Below are 17,430 nucleotides of genomic sequence, written 5' to 3'. Positions count from 1 at the left end.
GCGGGCTGGTCGGGTTCCACAACCTCGGGCAGAAGTTCGGCGACGGCGGCGACGCGGAGAACGACTTCGTCTTCGACGAGGACGGGTATGGCGACATCCACGTGTTCAACGAAGGCGGAGCGCTGACCGGCATCCCGGGGTTCGAAGAGCCGGGTACCCGTCGTCGGCGAGGCGGACGACTACGAGCAGCGACCGGCCCGGCTGCGCGAGGTCGCGAACGACCTGCGCGAGGTCGCGAACGACCTGCGCGAGGAGGACGAGATCCACTTCGTCGGCGCGTTCCACTGCGACGACCAGCGTGGGGCGTGTATCCGGGCCCTGGCACGTCAACCACTTCAGCGCCGTCTTCCGGTTCTGACGGAGTCGGCCGGCCGTCGGTCGCGGCCGCTCAGATCTCGAAGTCGGGCGTGTCGAACGCGCCCTCGTCCTCGTCGACGTCGTAGCGCTCGATCCCGGTGAGCGCCACGTCGAGCGTCGCCGCGGCGTCCCACCGCCCGGTGTTGATGACCAGGTCGTAGATGGAGCGGTCCGACAGATCGATCCCGTAGTAGGACTTGTAGCGCTGCTCTTCGATCACCTCGCGGACCTGCATCTCGGAGGTCATCTCCTCGCGGTCGACCGTCCGGTCCGCGCGAACCTCGTCAGGGGCGTCGAGCCAGATCCGGATGTCGGCGCGGTTGCCGGCGATCCATCCCGCCAGCCGCGACTCTAGGACGAACGCCTTGTTCGCGGCCCCCCACTTCTCGGCGATGCGACGGAGCCGCTTGTCGAGCGCGCGGTCGATCGCCTCGGACTCGCCGGTCTCGGCGATGAGCTGTGAGAGGCTCATGTCGCGCTCGGCGGCGATTTCGCGGAACAGCTCGCCCCCGGAGACGTAGCCGCAGTCGAGCGACTCGGCGATCCCCTCGACGAGGGTGGTGGCCCCGCAGCCCGGCGGCCCCGAGACGGTGACGAACAGGTTGCGGTCGATCCCTCGGTCGGGCTCCGGCGAGGTGCCGCTCATGCGTGTGGCGACACGAAACCGCGGGGGATAAACGGGTCGGTCGCGCGAGGGTCCGCGGGGCCGACGGACGACGGGTCGGTCGCGCGAGGATCCGTGGGGTCGACGCAACCGATTTCCCTACCCGAGCCCTCATGGAGTTCGTGAGCGAGACCACGGACCGCGGCGAGGAGGCCGCCGCGCGGGCGCTCCTCCGGGACGCGATCGATCGGGGCGCGATCGAGGCCCCCGAGTTCGACCCGGAGACGGTCCCGATCGCGGACGCCGACGTCCTCGCCCGGCTCTCGCGGCCTGTCCAGCGCTGGTGGGTCGAGCGGTTCGGCGCGTACGTCGGCGAGAACGGCGGCTTCTTCACGCCGCCGCAGCGCGAGGCGATCCCCCACGTCGACGACGGCCGGAACTGCCTCGTGGCCGCGCCGACGGGCAGCGGGAAGACGCTCGCCTCCTTCCTCGCGGTCCTCGACGACCTCTTCGCGCGCGACCGCGACGGCGAGTTGGAGAACTCCGTCTACTGCCTCTACGTCTCGCCGCTGAAGTCGCTCGCCAACGACATCGAGCGCAACCTCGAGACCCCACTCGAGGGGATCGGCGAGGCGGTCGCTGCCGCGGAGGCGGAGAGCGCGCCCCGCGACGCGGGGGGAGACGCCGAAGCCGCCTCGGCCGACGGTTACGACCCCGGCGTCAGGCAGGCGATCCGCCACGGCGACACCTCGAAGGCGGACCGGCAGGCGATGCTCTCGGAGACGCCCCACGTCCTCAACACCACGCCGGAGACGCTGGCGATCCTGCTCAACTCGCCGAAGTTCAAGGAGAAGCTCCGGACCGTCGAGTACGTGATCGTCGACGAGATCCACTCGCTGGCGGCGAACAAGCGCGGCACGCACCTCTCGGTGTCGCTGGAGCGGCTGACGGAGCTGACGCGCAACGAGGGCCCTGACGCGGACGACGCGGGCAACGGTCCGGAGCCGCACGCCCCCGGGGACATCACCCGGATCGGCTGCTCGGCGACCGTCGAGCCGCTCGACGGGATCGCCTCGTTCCTCGCGGGGCGCGAGCGCGCCGCGGGCGCGGTCGGCGAGTTCGAGGGGTTCGAGACGCGGCCCTGCGAGGTGGTCGACGCCCGGTTCGCCCGCGAGTTCGACCTCGAACTCCGGACGCCCGCGGCCGACCTCGTCCACACCCCGCGCTCGACGGTGACCGACCGCTTCTACGAGTCGCTTCACGACCTCGTCGAGGCCCACGAGAACACGCTCGTCTTCACGAACTCGCGGTCGGGGGCCGAGCGCACGCTCCAGGAGCTCCGCCAGCGGTTCGGCTACGACAAGTCGGACTCGGGCGTCCATCACGGGAGCCTCGGCGAGGCGCAGCGGACGCGCGTCGAGGAGGGGCTGAAGTCGGGCGAGCTCGACGTGGTCACCACCTCGACGAGCCTCGAACTCGGCATCGACATGCCCCACCTCGATTTAGTCGTCCAGGTCGGCTCGCCGAAGTCGGTCGCGGCGCTGCTCCAGCGCGTCGGCCGCGCGGGGCACAGCCCGGGCGAAACCGTCGAGGGGCGGGTGTTCGCGCTCGATCGCGACGAGCTGATCGAGTGCGCGACGCTGCTCGCGCGCGCCGAAGACGGGTTCGTCGACCGGGTGTTCCCGCCCGAAGGGGCGTACGACGTGGCCGCGCAGCACGTCTACGGGATGGCCATCAACCGGATCCGTCCCGACCGCGAGGTCCAGGAGATCCTGCGCCGCGCGCACCCGTACCGCGGCTTCGACGACGAGGCGTACGAGCGGCTGTTCAGGTACCTCACCGGCGACTACGACGGCCTAGAGGAGAAGAACGTCTATCCGAAGGTGTGGCGCGACGGCAACGACCCGCCCGACGGCGAGCACCACCACCCCGAGTTCCCGGTCGGCGAGACGCTCGTCGGGAAGCGCGGGCGGCTCGCGCGGGTCATCTACATGACGAACGTCGGGACAATCCCCGACTCGTTCACCTGCGACGTTTTCACGCGGAACGACGAGTGGGTCGGGACCTTAGACGAGTCGTACCTCGACACGCTGGAGTCGGGCGACGTTTTCGCCTTAGGCGGCGAGCGGTTCGCGTTCCGGTACCGCCGCGGCTCGAAGGTGTACGCCGACCGGACGAGCGAGCGCCCGACCGTCCCCTCGTGGTTCGCCGAGCGTCTCCCGCTCTCCGCGGACCTCGCCCGGGAAGTGTTGGCGTTCCAAGCCGAGCTCCTCGACCGGCTGGCCGGCGACGACCCGAGCGCCGGTCCCGCCGCGGTCCGCGCGTGGCTCCGCGGGTTCCCCCTCGACGAGAACGCCGTCCGCGCGCTTGCCCGGATGTACGACGAGCAGGTCCGGTACGCCGGCCCAGAGTCCGTCTCGACGCCCGACCGCCTCGTCGTCGAGGAGGAGCTCGACCGCAGCGAGTACAAGCGCCGCTTCTACGTCCACGCCACGTACGGGCGGCGGTTCAACGACGGCCTCTCGCGGCTCGTCGCGGCGGCGGTGGCGAACCGGACCGACGCCAACGTTGCGGTCGCGGTCGCGGACCGCGGGTTCAGCCTCGCGCTCCCGTTGAACCGCAAGGTCGACGTGGCGCAGATCCTCGCCGAGCTCGACCCGGAGACGGTCCGCGAGGACCTCCGCGAGGCCGTCCAGGGGACCGACCTGCTCCAGCGGTACTTCCGGATCGACGCCGGGCGCGCGCTGCTCATCCTGAAGCGGTACAAGGGGTACGAGAAGTCGGCGGCCGAACAGCAGGTCTCCGCCGAGATGCTGCTGTCGTTCGCGGCCGACTTAGAGGAGTTCGCCGTGCTAGAGGAGACGCACCGCGAACTGCTGGAAGACCGGCTGGACGTCGCGGGGATCCGCGAGGTCGTCGGGCGGATCGCGGCGGGCGACCTCGCGGTCGAACACCGGGTCGTCGACTCGCCCAGCCCGCTCGCGTTCGGGCTGGCGACGCTCGTCGACTCCGACACCGTCATCGCCGACGACGAGTCCGCGGTCCTGCGTGAGTTCCACGCCCGCGTCATGGAGGAGATCGGCGAGGAGCCGCGGAGCGCCGACCGCGACCGAGGCGACGAGATCTCCCCGCCCGAGGACGGCGGAGAAGGAGAGCGCGACCCGCCACCGAACGGGGAGGACGACTGAGATGGCTGACTCCGAGTCGGCGGCGTCGCCGGGGTCCCGGCTCCGACTCCGGTTCGCCGGCGTGGTGATGCTCGGCGTGCTCGGACTCGCCGCGCTGTGGCGCACGTTCGGGTCCACGTGGGTGCTCGCCGCAGTCGCGCCCGGCGCGTACCTGGCGGCGTACGCGTGGACCAACCGCTCGGCGAACCACCCCCCCGGCGACGAGCGGCCGGAGTCGCGGCTCGGCCCGGCGAACGCGATCACGCTGTTCCGCGGCTGGCTCGCGTCGGTCCTCGCCGGCGCGCTGGCGGCCGCCCCGCCGCACCCGTGGATCCCAGTCGCGCTGTTCGCGGGCGCGGTCGGCCTCGACGCGGTCGACGGGGCAGTCGCCCGCCGCACCCGGGAGACGGTTCTCGGCGCTCGCCTTGACGGCGCGACGGACGCGCTGGCCGTCCTCGTCGGGGCCGCGGTCGCCGTCGCGCTCGGGGCGCTCCCGGCGTGGTACCTCCTCGCCGGCGGCGTCTGGTACGCCTACGCCGGGTCGCTGTGGCGACGGCGGCGGACCGGCGCGCCGGTGTACGAGCTCCCGCCGAGCCGGATCCGCCCGTTCGTCGGCACCGCGCAGTTCGCCGTCGTCACGCTCGCGCTCGTCCCGAACGGGGTGGGCGAAGGGTCGCCGCTCACCGCGTTCGCGGCGCTCGCGCTCGCGGCGTTGCTGGCGAGTTTCGCCCGCGACTGGGCGGCCGCGACGGGACGGCTCGGCCGCGAGGACCCGCCGATCGCGGCCGGGCGGAGCCGCGACTGACCGTTCAAATTAACGCCGGGCGACGACGACGGACGCCGAGAGCGAGCGGGGGACAGAAAGAACCCTCACGGCGCGCGCATGACGTCAGGACTCCCGGTACAATAGGACCGCGAGGACGGCGATCAACGCGACCTGGGCGACCTTGTCGACGGCGCCGTACACGCCGATGTCGGCCGGAAACGAGTACGTCCCGAAGACGAAGTTGATGACGTACCACAGGACGATCTGCCCGGCGGTGAACGGGATCCCGAGCGCGTACACGAGCCGCCGGCGATACCCCGAGACGATCGCCGTCACGCCCGCGCCGAAGCCCAGGGTCGCGAAGAAGAACGAGACCCCCAACGCTCCTCCGACCAGAACGACGAGAGCGAGGTGGACGATTCCGGACACGGTCGCGGCGAGGATCCCGATCCAGTGAAGCGGAGTCAACGATTCGATGTCGACGCCAGTGTCGGAGTGTGCCATGAATGTCCGACCCACGGACTCGGTCGGCTTATGTCTACTCCCGCCCCCGAATCGACGGCCGACGTGGGGACGGCCGCCGTCGCCGCCGTGGGTTTATGACGCATCGGTCCGTCTGATCGCCAATGCTATCTCGTCTCAGTCGTCGCCCACGGACGGGTGAGGCCGCGTGAGCGACGGCGACATCGGACGGGCGGTAGAGTTCGTCGGTCCGAAGCGCGTCGAGGCCGTCTCGACGGAGGAACCCGTTCCCGCTCTCGGCGATGTGGTCGCCGAGGCGTCCGTCTCGGCGGTGAGCGCCGGGTCGGAGCTACTCGCGTACCGCGGCGAACTCGGCCCCGAGACGGTCGCCGACGAGACCGAGCCGACCCTCCAGCTGCTCTTCACCTCCCTCGCGGACGCCGCGGACCGCTACCGCGACGAGACGCTCAACGACCAGCTAAAGGGGAATCCCACCGCTGAGCGCCTCGCCCGGACGCTGTTCGAGGCGACGGCGACGAGCGACGCCCCGGCCGCGACGGAGCCAACGGTGACCCTCCGCGAGGACGACGTCGCGAGCGTCGCTTACACCGGCGAGATCCGGTGACCGTCCGATGCGCGTCGCCCTCATCCTCGCCGGCGACATCGAGTCCGGGTCCGGCGGCTTCTACTACGACCGTCGGCTCCGCGACCGGCTCCGCGAACGCGGGCACACTGTGGACGTCGTGTCGCTCCCGCGTGGCTCGTGTCGCCGCCGTCTCGCGCCCAACCTCCGCGCGAGACGGTTCGCGGAGCGGTTGTCGCGGTTCGACGTGGTGGTCGAAGACGGGCTGGCGCACCCGTCGGTGCTGCTCGCGAACCGTTGGATCGACGCGCCGATCGTCGCGCTCGTCCACATGATCGCGTGGCGTGCGCGGGCGGCGACGGGGGATAGCCCGGACGCGTCGGGCGTCGCCGAGCGCGCCCGCTCGGGGCTCTCGCGTCGCTTGGCCGCGGCGGTCGAGCGGCGGTTCCTCCGGAGCGTCGACGCCGCGGTCTACAACGCCGAGGAGACCCGCCGAGATGCGGCCGGGCTGGGCGGTCCGGGGCGGTGTGCCGTCGCGCCGCCGGCCGGCGACCGGTTCGATCCGGTCGTCTCCGCCTCCGAGATCGAAGCGCGGGCGCGGGACGGCCCGCTCGAGGTGACCTTCCTCGGGAACGTCGTCCCGAGAAAAGGGCTCGACGTGCTCGTCGACGCCCTCGCGCGGCTGGACGCGGGTGACGTCGACTGGCGAGCGACCGTCGTCGGCGATAAGACGATCGCGCCCGACCACGTCGAGCGCGTCGAAGACGCGGTCGCGGCGGCCGGGATCGGCGACCGGATCCGGTTCGTCGGTCGACTCGACGACGAGGCGGTCGCGGCGCGGCTCCGCGAGACGCACGTGCTGGCGGTCCCGTCGCGCTACGAGCCGTTCGGCATGGTGTACCTGGAGGCGATGGGGTTCGGCTGCGTCCCGCTGGCGACGACCGCGGGCGGGGCGGGCGAGTTCGTCCGGGACGGGGTGTCGGGGGTCCTCGCGCCGCCGGATGACTCGCGCGCCGTCGCCGCAGCGCTCCGTGACCTCAACGACAGAGTGCGGCTGGCGACGATGGGCGTCGCCGCGCGGCGCGACTACGAGGCACAGCCGGGGTGGCCAGAGACGCTCGACCGCGCGATCGACTTCCTCGCGGCGGAACACGCTCGGACCGAAGGGAGCGAGCGCCGCGGAGGGCGAGGAGGAGAGCGCCGCCGCGGCGAAGCGAGCGAGCGCTACCGCGGCGAGGATCGGCGAGGTGAGCGGGCGTGAGCGACCACGCCGCGTACCTCGACGCGAAGCGCGCGCTCGACGACCGCTCGCTCGACCGCGAGGTGCTCGACCGCTTCGCTGCCGAGCTCCCACCGGCGCCGACGATCCTCGAAGTCGGTGCCGGCACGGCGACGATGGTCGAGCGCCTCGTCGACTGGGGGGTGATTGAGGGGGGCCGATGGGTCGCCGTCGATGCCCACGAGGCGGCGCTCGCGGCGGGCGAGGCCCGGATCGGTGACGCGTGCGGCGACGTCGGCGTCGAGTTCCACGCCGCCGACGCATTCGAATTCGCGGCGGCGGCCGCGGACGATCGGTTCGACGCCGTGGTCGGCTGCGCGTTCTTCGACGTGGTCGACGCGGCGCCGGCGGTCGACGCCTTCGCCGACGTCGCCCCGATGGCGTACGCGCCGATCACCTACGACGGTGAGACGCGCTTCGCGCCCGCCGACCCCGACGACGACGCCGTCCTCGACGGCTACCACCGGCACATGCGGGAGTTCCGGCCCGGGGGGCCGGACGGCGCGACGGCCCTGGCCCGCGAGGCGGCCGTGATCGCGGAGGGGGCGTCGCCGTGGGTGATCGAACCGCCGTACGAGTCGGGCGAGCGGACGGTCCTCTCGCACCTGCTGGACACCGTCGAGGGCGCGGTCGGCGAGACCGGCCTCGACGCGAGCGGCTGGGCGGAGCGACGGCGGGAGGCGCTCGACGACGGGCAACTCCGCTACGAGGCCGCGAACCGGGACCTGCTGGTCCACCTCGATTGACGCGCTCGACCGATGGAGGGGTCCGGCCCGGCCCGGTCTGTCCCTATCAAACGACGAACTAGGGGCCGATCGGCTCGGTCGGAATCGGTTCCGGGAGCCCCTCGAGCACGAGCGTCGTGTAGTGGAGGAAGACCGCCAGCGCCGCGATCGACAGCAGCAGCAGGAACAGCAGGATCATCCGCTCTTGCTGCGGACGAGCCCCGCGCTGTCCGCGAGGAAGCGAACCCAGGCGCGGCGCTCGGTCATGCTCGAGACGTTGCGGCCGTGGTCGACTAAAAGTAGCCGGCGGGCTGGGTCGGTGCGGTCTCCCCGCTCAGTCGTCCGAGGCCGACGGGCGTGACCGGGTGAGCGGCTCGCCGTCGACGGGCTCGTCCGGGTTCGCGTCGACCGCCGCCTCGCTCAGCCCGAGCCGCGCGTCGACGTCGACGTCCTCGCGCACGTGGACGGTCCCCCGATGGACCGCGATTGCGTCCGCGAGGTGGAGCCGGACCGCGTCGAGCAGCACTTCGGCCTCTAGCGGCTGGCCGCGGCGCTTGATCTCGTCGACGTCGGCCCCCGGCGGCACGTCGAAGGCGCGCTGGGCGATCACCGGTCCCTGGTCGAGGTCGGTCGTGACGTAGTGGGCGGTGACGCCCGCGACCCGGACGCCCGCGTCCTTCGCCTGCCGGTAGGCCTCCGCGCCCGGGAACGCCGGGAGCAGGGACGGATGGACGTTGACGATGCGGCCCTCGTACCGGAAAACGACCTCGGGCGAGAGGATCCGCATGTAGCGGGCCAAGGCGATCAGGTCGACCTCGTACTCGGCCAGTAGGTCGAGCAGGCGCCCCTCGTCGGTGTTGCCCTTGCCGTCGCCCACGTCGTAGAACGGCTTGTCGTAGCGCTCCGCGAGCGAGCGGAGGTCGCCGCGGTTGCCGATGACGACCGGGATCTCCGCCTCCGCGCCGTCGTCGGCCAGTTCGCCGTTGGCCTCGGCCTCCAGGAGCGCCTCCGGGGCGTGCGTCTCCTTCGTGACGAGCAGCGCGACGCGGCGCGCGTCGCGGTCGCTCGGGAACCGGACCTGGATGTCGACGTCGAGCTCGCGGCCGAGCTCGGCGAGCGCGCGGCGGAGCTCGCCGCGAGACGTCTCCATCTCCGCGGCGTCCACGCGAGTCGTCATCCGGAAGACGCCCTCGCGGACGGCCTGATCGAGGTCCTCGATGTTGATCCCCCGCTCGAACAGCAGGGAGGTGACCCGCGCGATGAGTCCGGTCTTGTCTCCTCCGACGACCGTGATCTCGGTCAGTTCGCGGGTCATGCGACGATCACCTCCGCGGGTTCGAACGGCTGCATACATCGCCTCCAACAGCCGGAGGGGTTTGCCCCTTTCGTTCCGCGCGGTCCCTGCCTCCCGCACGAACGACCGATCTATATCCACGAACGTGCGTAGAAACGGCGTTCCAAAACGGTTTTTACACACGACTCCGCACCAACGGACATGACCGCATACACGGCGACGGTGACGGTCCGGCTGAAGCGGGGCGTCCTCGACCCCGAGGCCGAGACGACCCAACAGGCGCTCGAACGGCTCGGGTTCGAGCTGTCGGACCTCCGGTCGGCCGACCGGTTCGAGGTCGACCTCGACGCCGCCGACGCCGAGGAAGCGGCCGACCGCGCCGACGAGATGGCCGAGCGGCTGCTCGCGAACCCCACCATCCACGACTACGACGTGACGGTCGCAGAGCGATGACGGTCGCCGTCGTCCAGTTCGGCGGCTCGAACTGCGACCGCGACGCGGTCCGCGCGCTCGACCACCTCGGCGTCGACGCCGAGCGCGTCTGGCACGCGGACGGCCTCCCGGCCGACACCGAGGGGATCGTCCTCCCCGGCGGGTTCTCCTACGGCGACTACCTCCGCGCCGGCGCGATGGCCGCCCGCGACCCGATCCTGAACGAGGTCCGCGACGCGGCCGAGGACGGCGTGCCCGTGATCGGGGTGTGTAACGGCGCACAGATCGGTTCGGAGTCCGGGCTGACCCCCGGCGCGTTCACCACGAACGCCTCCGCGCGCTTCCAGTGCGAGCCGGTCCACCTGCGCGTCGAGCGTGCGGACACGCCGTGGACCGCCGCCTACGACGCGGGCGACGTGATCGAGGTCCCCATAGCGCACGGCGAGGGACGCTTCGAGATTGCCGACGACGCCCACGCGGACCTCGTCGCCGACGACCGCGTCCTCTTCCGCTACTGCGACGCAGACGGCGACATCACCGATGCCGCGAACCCGAACGGGTCCACCGACAACATCGCGGGCGTCCTCGGCGAGCGCGAGACGGTCGCCGTGCTGATGCCACACCCCGAGCGCGCCACGCTCCCGGACCTCGGGCGCAGCACCGACGGCGCGGGTATCCTCGAAGCGTTCGCCTGACCGACTTCCCGGTCCTACCGCGCCCGCTTCGTCTCGGTCGTCGGATTCGGCTCGCCGACCGGCTCCATCCCGGCTTCGGTCGTCCCGTCGCTCCCCAGTTCGCGCTCCAGCGCCCGCTCGAACTCCGACTCCGTGAGTTCGCCCTCCGCGTACCGCCGCTGGAGGCGCTCGACTGCGTTCTCGGCCGGCTCCTTCGTGCCCGACCTCTCGTCGGAATCGCCGGCCACCGTCCAGATGCCCACGGCGCCTGCGACGACCAGTGCCGTGAGGGCGAGGACGGCGACGAGCGGAACGATGCCCATCGCGCCGCCCATTCCGCCCATGCCGCCCGCCATCCCCGACCCCGCCATCCCGCCCGCGAGCGGTATCGCCGCGGGGAGTCCGAGTACAGACATGCGCGACAGTTACACGTCTACACATAAGTGTACCGTGCGCGTTCGCAGTTCGCAGGACTGCGACGCGGTCACCGGCCGCCGCGTTGCCGGTCGGACGCGAACCGGCGGCACTCCCCCAACGACTTTTGCGGCCGGCCGCCGAATCTCCGCCCGTGAAGGCACGCCACATCGACCACGTCAACCTCCGCATTCCCGAGGACGGCGCCGAGGACGCCCGCGAGTTCTACGGCGAGGCGCTCGGCTTCGGCATCGAGGACGCGCTGTGGGCGGCCGGGGAGAAGCCGTTCTTCGACGTGCGCCTCTCGGCGACCGCGGTGATCCACCTCTGGCCGACCGACGAGTTCGAGCGACCGGCGAAGACGAACTACGACCACGTCGCGGTCGTCGTCGAGGAGTCGGTCGAGTCGATCGAGGGCGAACTGGCGGACGCCGGCGTCGAAGTCGAGAAGACGCTCGACTCGCCGCTCGGCGCGACCGGCGAGGCGGGGGCAGTGTACGTCAGGGACCCCTTCGGCTACCGCGTCGAACTGAAGGCGCGGGTCTGACTCGCCTGATCCCGGCAGTCGCAGCGCTCGACGGGCGGTCGCTAGGGCTTACCGCGCGGTCGCGGTGAACCCGTCTGGCCCCGGGCTCGGTTCAGAGCGTATGCGTCGTCACGTCGATCGCACCGTCGGCAACCTCGGCGGTGAGCATCGTCGACGGCGCCTCGTCGCCGCCGACGCCGGTCGCAGTACCCGGGTTGAGCACGCGGACGCCGTCATGGGTTTCGTCCACGACCTCGTGGGTGTGCCCGGCAACCCCTACGACCGCGCTCTCGCCGTCGGCGCGAGCTTGCGCGATGTCGACCACGGCGTCGAACCAGTCACTTGGACCGAAGACGACGCCCTCGGTGCTCCCGACCGCGCGCTCGACGAAGTTGACCATGCCGTGGGAGACGACGAGCGTGACGCCGCCCGCGGAGAGGGACGCGACTGGCGGGAGGTCCACGGCGGCCGGGTCGGCGTTGCCGTACACCGCTGTCAGCTCCGTCGCCGCCGACTCGATCGCGTCGAGGGCCGCGACCGATCCGAAATCGCCGGCGTGGACGACGTGGTCGGCCGCCGCGACCCGTTGGCGGAACGGGTCGGGGAGGGCTTCTCGCTGCTGCGGGACCTGCGTGTCGCTGAGGATAGCGATGTCCACGGGTTTGAACCCCCGTGACACGACATATTTTTGTGACGGTCGGTACCACTGCCGCTCCGTCTCCCGAACTCGTTCGCCCCGCCGAGCAACCATCGCCCCGACGCGGCGGTTTAAGACCCCCGAGCGACAGGGGCGAGTATGAGCGAACAGCAGTCGCGATCCGACGACGAGCGCCGTCGTCGCCGGGAGGACACGGACCGGTTCGCCGGGGCGAAAGACGCGGACCTGCCGAGCCGAGAGGTGACTGAGGGACCGGACAAGGCCCCGCACCGCGCGATGTTCCGCGCGATGGGATTCGACGACGAGGACCTCTCCTCGCCCATCATCGGCGTGCCGAACCCGGCGGCCGACATCACGCCGTGTAACGTCCACCTCGACGACGTGGCGGACGCCGCGCTCGACGGCATCGACGCGGCGGGCGGGATGCCCATCGAGTTCGGGACGATCACCATCTCCGACGCCATCTCGATGGGCACGGAGGGCATGAAGGCGAGCCTGATCTCGCGGGAGGTCATTGCCGACTCCGTCGAGCTGGTCTCCTTCGGCGAGCGCATGGACGCCCTCGTGACGGTTGCGGGCTGCGACAAGAACCTCCCCGGGATGATGATGGCCGCCATCCGGACGGACCTCCCGAGCGTCTTCCTCTACGGCGGCTCGATCATGCCCGGGCAGCACGACGGCCGCGACGTGACAATCGTCCAAGTGTTCGAGGGCGTCGGGACGTACGCGCAGGGCGACATGGACGCCGACGAGCTCGACGAGCTGGAGCGGCACGCCTGTCCCGGCGCGGGCTCCTGCGGCGGCATGTTCACTGCGAACACGATGGCGTCGCTGTCGGAGGCGCTCGGGCTCGCACCGCTCGGCTCGGCCTCCCCGCCCGCCGAGGACGAGGAGCGCTACGCGGTCGCCGAGCGCGCCGGCGAGTTGGCGATGGACTGTATCGAGAACGACCGCCGCCCCTCCGACATCCTCTCGCGAGAGTCGTTCGAGAACGCGATCGCGGCCCAGACCGCGATGGGCGGCTCGACGAACGCAGTCCTCCACCTGCTCGCGCTCGCGGCCGAGGCCGACGTCGACCTCTCGATCGAGGACTTCGACGAGATCTCTCGGCGCACCCCGAAGATCGCGAACCTCCAGCCCGGCGGGAGCCGCGTCATGAACGACCTCCACGAGATCGGCGGCGTGCCGGTCGTGCTCCGCCGATTACTGGAGGCCGACCTGCTCCACGGCGACGCGATGACCGTGACCGGCCGGACGCTCGCGGAGGAGATCGCCGAGTTGGAGGCGTCCGGCGCGCTGCCCGACGACGACGAGATCGACGCCGACTTCCTCTACACCGTCGACGACCCGAAGGAGCCGGAGGGCGCGATCAAGATCCTCGACGGGAACCTCGCGCCGGACGGGTCGGTGCTGAAGGTGACCGGCGACGACGAGTTCTACCACGAGGGGCCCGCCCGCGTGTTCGAGAACGAAGAGGACGCGATGGAGTACGTTCAGTCCGGCGGGATCGAGTCCGGCGACGTGATCGTCATCCGCAACGAGGGGCCCCGCGGCGGCCCCGGCATGCGCGAGATGCTCGGCGTCACCGCCGCCGTCGTCGGCGCGGGCCACGAAGACGACGTGGCGCTGCTCACCGACGGCCGCTTCTCGGGCGGGACCCGCGGCCCGATGATCGGCCACGTCGCGCCCGAGGCCGCGGTCGGCGGCCCGATCGGGCTGATCGAGGACGGCGACCACGTCACCGTCGACATCCCCGAGCGCGACCTGACGGTGGACCTCTCCGAGGCGGAACTCGCCGAGCGCCGCGAGTCGTGGGAAGCCCCCGAACCGCCCTACGAGGGCGGCATCCTCGCGAAGTACGGCCGGGACTTCGCCTCGGCCGCCGAGGGCGCGGTGACGAACCCGCGGCTCACGCGGGACTGAACGGCCGGCGCGGGCGAGGCGCCCGGCTCCGGAACCTCAGCGGACGAGCACCACCGGGACGGGTGCGCGCTTCGAGACCGTTTCGGCCACGTTGCCGACGAGGAAGCGGCGCGTCGCCCGACCGCGGTCGGCCCCGTGCGCGCCGATCACAACCGTGTCGTACTCCGCTGCGCGATCGATGATGTTGCGCGCGGGGTGGCCCACGCCGACGACCGTCTCGATTTCGCGGTCGCGGTCGGCCGTCAACTGGCGGGCGCGCTCGAAGACGGTCGCCGCGCGTTCCTCCGCGGCCGCCTCGAAGTCGTCCGCGAGTGCGAGCGACGCCGCCTCACCCATCATCGCCGACGGCGCCCCGACGACGTGGACGACGGCGACGCTGGCGTCGGGAAAGTTGTCCAGCGTGTACCCGAGCGCCCGTTCGGCCTGCTCCGAGTCGTCCATCGGCACAAGGATTCGTTCGACCATGTCTCCCCGTGGTCTCGGACCCACCTAACTGCTCGCGTCAGGCGACGCCCGGGACGAAGACGAAGAACGCGTACGCCAACAGGGTCGACACCGACGGCCCGATGATCCACATCGAGACGTACTTGAGCACCGCCCGCGGGTTGAACAGGTCCCCCGCGGTGAGCACCGCCTCCGGCTCAGCCTCGCCGATCGGCGCCGATTGCTCCTCCTCGTCCCCCGAGACGGTTATCGCCCCGGTGACGATCTCGTTGTCGCCCGTGCTCCGCGAGACCGCCTCCTGAACGGTCACCGGCCGCGTCGCGCGCCCCCAGCCGATGCCGACGATCGTCATCACCGTCCCCATGACGAGGCTGATCGGGATACCGAAGTACGAGAGGACGGTCGTGATCGTCGACGCGGTCGTCATCACGAAGAGAGCGGCGAGCAGGGGGATGTCGCTGAGCTCGCCCCCGACCGACTCCATCGTCCGGCGGGCGATCGTGAAGCCGCCGACCCCGATGGCGACCGTGGCGATCCCGATCGCGGTGTCGTCGGGCAGCCCGCCGACCCCGCTGACCAGCGGCGCGGCGGCGTTCGGCACGTTGCTCGCGCCGGCGCTGAACGCCATGTAACACCCGATCACAAGGACGACGACCGTGCTCACGAGCTCCGTCCACGTCGTGTTCGGGCCGAGCGCAGGGGTCGGCAGTCCACCGTCGCGATCGAGGCGCAGCAGCGGCCCGGGCGACTTCTTGATATCTACCCGGCGGTTCACAACCGGGTAGACGTACCGCCCGATGACGAGCCCGATCCAGAACCCGATGATCGGCGTGACGACCCACCAAGAGACGATCCGCGAGACCGTGGCGTAGTTCAGCGTGTCGGTCGCCAAGCCGAGCCCGGCGATCGCTCCGACCGTCGTCATCGAGGTCGGCACCGGGACGCCGAAGACGTTCGCGATGAGGATCCCGAAGCCGATGAAAAACAGGATCGCGACCCCAGCCGAAAGGGAGAGCTCGGTCGTGACGATCCCGCCGCTCAGCGTGTCCATCACGTTTCGGCCGACGGTCCAGCCGCCGAGGAAGACGAACACCGTCATCAGGGCCGCGGCGGTCGTCTTCGTCACGATGCCGGCCCCGACGGGCGGCCCCCACGCGATGCCGGTGGAGGATCCGCCGATGTTGAACCCGACGAACACCGAGGCGACGATCCCGATCGCGAGCAGCGTCTCGACCATCACCCGGGCGTACTCTCATCGGTCGCAAATAGGTGTCGCAACGACCGGCGGAGTTCCAGCGGCGGTGCCCCGGGTGGCGACCGACGCGTAGGATGAGCGTCGGGTGTGGATTCCGATTACTGGCGCTCGCCGCCGTCGGTCTGGGCCGGCTTGACCGACTCGGCGCACCAGACGTTGCTGCGACGCCCCGCGCGGGACAGCTCCATCCGGACTACCGAGCCCACGGGCAGGTCCGCGACGCGCTCCCGGGCGTCCTCGTCTGCGTAGTCGACGATGTGGAACGTCTCGTTGCGCGGATGGGCACGTACCGTGGTACATTCGTGATCGTTCTGTGCGGAAATGACCGTGTATGCGTTCGATTGCGACATCTTATCCCGTTATTGCTGGACATACTACTTCAAGCCTCCGTATATTCACTACGGTCGTCAGGCAAGACGTAATATCGATATAAGGTGTTGAAGTGCCGAAACGAACTGGCGGGTTCGGGCCCGCCCTCACACCCTGCCCGCCCCGCGGATCACCATACATATCTCTCGCGACGGCGAAGGCGGGTCATGGACCGAGGCGACGGGCCAGAGAGCGAGACGACTCCCGACGGCGACGCGACCGCCGACGCCGAGAGGCGTACGGACGGTGCGACGAACCCCGGCGCGGACGGGGAGAGGGACCGCATCGCGGACGGCGAGACGGACCCGAATGCGGACGGGGTCGCTCTGTTCGTGGACGGCCCCAACGTGTTGCGCGAGGAGTTCGATGTCGACCTAGACGACGTGCGGTTGGCGGCCGAGGCCGAGGGGCCGCTGGTGGCGACCCGCCTCTACCTCGACGAGCACGCGACGCCGGGGCTGATCCAGGCCGCGGAGGCGCGCGGCTTCGAGGTCGTGGTCACGAGCGGCGACGTCGACGTGAAACTCGCGGTCGACGCCGCGCGGCTGGCGGCGGAGGGGGTGATGGACACGCTCGCGATCGCCTCCCGCGACACGGACTTCAAGCCGGTCGTAGAGACTGCGAACGGCTACGGGATCCGGACGCTCGCCATCGCACCCGGCGAGTTCGGCCGGTCGGACGCCCTCCGCAACGCCGCCAATGGCTCGGTGACGCTCGACGGCGACGAGGCGGTCGCGTCCGGCGAGGAAGAGGCGACCCCCGATTCCCCCTCGTCGTGAGCGGGCACACGCCGCGCCCCAGCTCACCGTCGGTCGCCGGTTCGAACCCGCCCAATCAGTAGCGCGCCGACGCCGCCGGCCAGTCCTGCGAGGCCGACGAGCACGACCCCCGTCGCGACCCCCCCGTACCGCGCAGCCGCCGCGTCGACCCCCACGCGGACCCAGCCGAGGTTTGGCACCGCGAACAGCGCCTTCCCGGCGATCCACTCCTCGGGGACGACCGGCGCGATCCCGGCGCTCTGGTCGTACAGCTCGTTCGCGTCGCCGCGTGTGACATAGCCGTCGTACGGGGCCGGACAGGTCACGAGCTCCGCGCAGTCGGCCTCGAGGAGGTCGGGGTCGGCCCGATCCGTCCAGTCCTCGCCGGCCTCGACGGGGAACGACAACCGGTGGAAGACCGGCCTTCCGTCGACGCCGGGCACCGCGTAGACGACCACGTCGCCGGGACCGCCGAGCCGCGTCGGTGCGTCCGCGTCGGCGGCGGTCGAGAGGTCGCCCCACGGGGCCCGGTCCGCCGCGGTGACGACGACGAGGTCGCCGCGCTCGACGCTGGGAGTCATGCTGCCGCTCTCGACCGCCACGAACGGCGGCCAAGTCCCTACGAGCGCGCCCAGCAGGACCGCGATCAAGACGACCGCGACCGCGGGGGTGATCGGACCGGAGCCGGCGGGGCGTCGGCTGCTCACGCCCGATAGGGGGACCGGCGACCGCTTGAGACT

20 protein-coding genes and 1 pseudogene are annotated in these 17,430 nt (G+C 71.2%); 10 read left to right on the top strand and 11 right to left on the bottom strand.

The window, feature by feature from the left end; all coding sequences use genetic code 11:
• Nucleotides 1-105: 105 nt before the first annotated feature.
• Nucleotides 106-285 (bottom strand): hypothetical protein, encoded by a 180-nt coding sequence (locus ABNG04_RS09720; protein WP_371162194.1) that lies wholly within the window; start codon nt 283-285, stop codon nt 106-108.
• Nucleotides 286-388: 103 nt separating this feature from the next.
• A complete protein-coding gene (gene cmk, locus ABNG04_RS09715; RefSeq protein WP_371162192.1) occupies nt 389-1,003 on the bottom strand; it encodes a (d)CMP kinase in 615 nt (204 codons plus the stop codon).
• Nucleotides 1,004-1,134: 131 nt separating this feature from the next.
• On the opposite strand from cmk, the gene ABNG04_RS09710 reads away from it, so the two are divergent.
• Together ABNG04_RS09710 and ABNG04_RS09705 are read left to right on the top strand one after the other, a co-directional pair.
• Nucleotides 1,135-4,149: an ATP-dependent helicase gene (locus ABNG04_RS09710; RefSeq protein WP_371162191.1), complete on the top strand. Its 3,015-nt coding sequence runs from the start codon at nt 1,135-1,137 to the stop codon at nt 4,147-4,149.
• Nucleotide 4,150: 1 nt separating this feature from the next.
• Nucleotides 4,151-4,933: a CDP-alcohol phosphatidyltransferase family protein gene (locus ABNG04_RS09705; protein ID WP_371162190.1), complete on the top strand. Its 783-nt coding sequence runs from the start codon at nt 4,151-4,153 to the stop codon at nt 4,931-4,933.
• Nucleotides 4,934-5,017: 84 nt separating this feature from the next.
• On the opposite strand, the gene ABNG04_RS09700 is transcribed toward ABNG04_RS09705, so the two are convergent.
• The gene (locus ABNG04_RS09700) at nt 5,018-5,398 is read right to left on the bottom strand and encodes a DUF7475 family protein (protein WP_371162189.1); all 381 of its coding nucleotides are present in this window, start codon (nt 5,396-5,398) and stop codon (nt 5,018-5,020) included.
• 166 nt (nt 5,399-5,564) lie between these two features.
• Here ABNG04_RS09700 and ABNG04_RS09695 point away from each other — a divergent pair, with 166 nt between their 5' ends.
• The 3 genes from ABNG04_RS09695 to ABNG04_RS09685 are packed head-to-tail and all read left to right on the top strand — an operon-like array spanning nt 5,565 to nt 7,964.
• Nucleotides 5,565-5,981 (top strand): hypothetical protein, encoded by a 417-nt coding sequence (locus ABNG04_RS09695; protein WP_371162187.1) that lies wholly within the window; start codon nt 5,565-5,567, stop codon nt 5,979-5,981.
• Between the two features lie 7 nt (nt 5,982-5,988).
• Nucleotides 5,989-7,200 (top strand): glycosyltransferase family 4 protein, encoded by a 1,212-nt coding sequence (locus ABNG04_RS09690; protein ID WP_371162185.1) that lies wholly within the window; start codon nt 5,989-5,991, stop codon nt 7,198-7,200.
• The gene (locus ABNG04_RS09685; RefSeq protein ID WP_371162184.1) at nt 7,197-7,964 is read left to right on the top strand and encodes a methyltransferase domain-containing protein; all 768 of its coding nucleotides are present in this window, start codon (nt 7,197-7,199) and stop codon (nt 7,962-7,964) included. Before ABNG04_RS09690 ends, ABNG04_RS09685 begins: the two co-directional genes overlap by 4 nt.
• 58 nt (nt 7,965-8,022) lie before the next feature.
• Here ABNG04_RS09685 and ABNG04_RS09680 read toward each other — a convergent pair.
• A pseudogene (locus tag ABNG04_RS09680) lies at nt 8,023-8,210 on the bottom strand (hypothetical protein).
• 67 nt (nt 8,211-8,277) lie between these two features.
• Entirely contained in the window at nt 8,278-9,258 is a 981-nt protein-coding gene (locus ABNG04_RS09675; RefSeq protein WP_371162182.1) for a formyltetrahydrofolate deformylase, read from the bottom strand.
• 180 nt (nt 9,259-9,438) lie between these two features.
• Here ABNG04_RS09675 and purS point away from each other — a divergent pair, with 180 nt between their 5' ends.
• Nucleotides 9,439-9,690 (top strand): phosphoribosylformylglycinamidine synthase subunit PurS, encoded by a 252-nt coding sequence (gene purS / locus ABNG04_RS09670; RefSeq protein WP_371162181.1) that lies wholly within the window; start codon nt 9,439-9,441, stop codon nt 9,688-9,690.
• Complete coding sequence (gene purQ, locus ABNG04_RS09665) at nt 9,687-10,364, top strand: phosphoribosylformylglycinamidine synthase I (protein WP_371162179.1); 678 nt, start codon at nt 9,687-9,689, stop codon at nt 10,362-10,364. The genes purS and purQ overlap by 4 nt, the downstream gene beginning before the upstream one ends.
• A gap of 14 nt (nt 10,365-10,378) precedes the next feature.
• On the opposite strand, the gene ABNG04_RS09660 is transcribed toward purQ, so the two are convergent.
• Nucleotides 10,379-10,759, bottom strand: a complete 381-nt coding sequence (locus ABNG04_RS09660; protein ID WP_371162177.1) for an SHOCT domain-containing protein — start codon at nt 10,757-10,759, stop codon at nt 10,379-10,381.
• Nucleotides 10,760-10,911: 152 nt separating this feature from the next.
• Between ABNG04_RS09660 and ABNG04_RS09655 the strand changes: the two genes are divergently transcribed.
• Nucleotides 10,912-11,304, top strand: coding sequence for a VOC family protein (locus tag ABNG04_RS09655; protein WP_371162176.1), 393 nt, complete (start codon nt 10,912-10,914; stop codon nt 11,302-11,304).
• 91 nt (nt 11,305-11,395) lie between these two features.
• Here ABNG04_RS09655 and ABNG04_RS09650 read toward each other — a convergent pair whose 3' ends face one another.
• Complete coding sequence (locus tag ABNG04_RS09650; protein WP_371162174.1) at nt 11,396-11,941, bottom strand: metallophosphoesterase family protein; 546 nt, start codon at nt 11,939-11,941, stop codon at nt 11,396-11,398.
• 138 nt (nt 11,942-12,079) lie between these two features.
• On the opposite strand from ABNG04_RS09650, the gene ilvD reads away from it, so the two are divergent.
• Nucleotides 12,080-13,864, top strand: a complete 1,785-nt coding sequence (gene ilvD, locus ABNG04_RS09645; protein WP_371162172.1) for a dihydroxy-acid dehydratase — start codon at nt 12,080-12,082, stop codon at nt 13,862-13,864.
• 36 nt (nt 13,865-13,900) lie between these two features.
• Here ilvD and ABNG04_RS09640 read toward each other — a convergent pair whose 3' ends face one another.
• The 3 genes from ABNG04_RS09640 to ABNG04_RS09630 form a co-directional block, all read right to left on the bottom strand.
• Nucleotides 13,901-14,329 (bottom strand): universal stress protein, encoded by a 429-nt coding sequence (locus tag ABNG04_RS09640; protein ID WP_371162171.1) that lies wholly within the window; start codon nt 14,327-14,329, stop codon nt 13,901-13,903.
• Between the two features lie 37 nt (nt 14,330-14,366).
• Entirely contained in the window at nt 14,367-15,545 is a 1,179-nt protein-coding gene (locus tag ABNG04_RS09635) for an inorganic phosphate transporter (RefSeq protein ID WP_371162170.1), read from the bottom strand.
• A 116-nt stretch (nt 15,546-15,661) separates the two neighbouring features.
• On the bottom strand, nt 15,662-15,913 hold the full coding sequence (locus ABNG04_RS09630) for a DUF7999 family protein (protein ID WP_371162169.1): 252 nt from the start codon (nt 15,911-15,913) through the stop codon (nt 15,662-15,664).
• A gap of 186 nt (nt 15,914-16,099) precedes the next feature.
• On the opposite strand from ABNG04_RS09630, the gene ABNG04_RS09625 reads away from it, so the two are divergent.
• A complete protein-coding gene (locus tag ABNG04_RS09625; RefSeq protein WP_371162168.1) occupies nt 16,100-16,711 on the top strand; it encodes an NYN domain-containing protein in 612 nt (203 codons plus the stop codon).
• A gap of 23 nt (nt 16,712-16,734) precedes the next feature.
• On the opposite strand, the gene ABNG04_RS09620 is transcribed toward ABNG04_RS09625, so the two are convergent.
• Nucleotides 16,735-17,397 (bottom strand): S26 family signal peptidase, encoded by a 663-nt coding sequence (locus ABNG04_RS09620; protein WP_371162167.1) that lies wholly within the window; start codon nt 17,395-17,397, stop codon nt 16,735-16,737.
• Between the last annotated feature and the right edge of the window lie 33 nt (nt 17,398-17,430).

Source organism: Halorubrum miltondacostae, assembly GCF_041379815.1.
GTDB classification, from domain to species: Archaea; Halobacteriota; Halobacteria; order Halobacteriales; family Haloferacaceae; genus Halorubrum; species Halorubrum miltondacostae.
Note: the sequence above shows the minus strand (reverse complement) of the source record. Positions and strands in the feature narration are given on the sequence as shown.

Coding starts and splice junctions, on each gene's coding strand:
- cmk (WP_371162192.1), bottom strand. CDS start 1,003: ATGAGCGGCACCTCGCCGGAGCCCGACCGAGGGATCGACCGCAACCTG.
- ABNG04_RS09710 (WP_371162191.1), top strand. CDS start 1,135: ATGGAGTTCGTGAGCGAGACCACGGACCGCGGCGAGGAGGCCGCCGCG.
- ABNG04_RS09705 (WP_371162190.1), top strand. CDS start 4,151: ATGGCTGACTCCGAGTCGGCGGCGTCGCCGGGGTCCCGGCTCCGACTC.
- ABNG04_RS09700 (WP_371162189.1), bottom strand. CDS start 5,398: ATGGCACACTCCGACACTGGCGTCGACATCGAATCGTTGACTCCGCTT.
- ABNG04_RS09690 (WP_371162185.1), top strand. CDS start 5,989: ATGCGCGTCGCCCTCATCCTCGCCGGCGACATCGAGTCCGGGTCCGGC.
- ABNG04_RS09675 (WP_371162182.1), bottom strand. CDS start 9,258: ATGACCCGCGAACTGACCGAGATCACGGTCGTCGGAGGAGACAAGACC.
- purS (WP_371162181.1), top strand. CDS start 9,439: ATGACCGCATACACGGCGACGGTGACGGTCCGGCTGAAGCGGGGCGTC.
- purQ (WP_371162179.1), top strand. CDS start 9,687: ATGACGGTCGCCGTCGTCCAGTTCGGCGGCTCGAACTGCGACCGCGAC.
- ABNG04_RS09660 (WP_371162177.1), bottom strand. CDS start 10,759: ATGTCTGTACTCGGACTCCCCGCGGCGATACCGCTCGCGGGCGGGATG.
- ilvD (WP_371162172.1), top strand. CDS start 12,080: ATGAGCGAACAGCAGTCGCGATCCGACGACGAGCGCCGTCGTCGCCGG.
- ABNG04_RS09640 (WP_371162171.1), bottom strand. CDS start 14,329: ATGGTCGAACGAATCCTTGTGCCGATGGACGACTCGGAGCAGGCCGAA.
- ABNG04_RS09635 (WP_371162170.1), bottom strand. CDS start 15,545: ATGGTCGAGACGCTGCTCGCGATCGGGATCGTCGCCTCGGTGTTCGTC.
- ABNG04_RS09630 (WP_371162169.1), bottom strand. CDS start 15,913: ATGTCGCAATCGAACGCATACACGGTCATTTCCGCACAGAACGATCAC.
- ABNG04_RS09625 (WP_371162168.1), top strand. CDS start 16,100: ATGGACCGAGGCGACGGGCCAGAGAGCGAGACGACTCCCGACGGCGAC.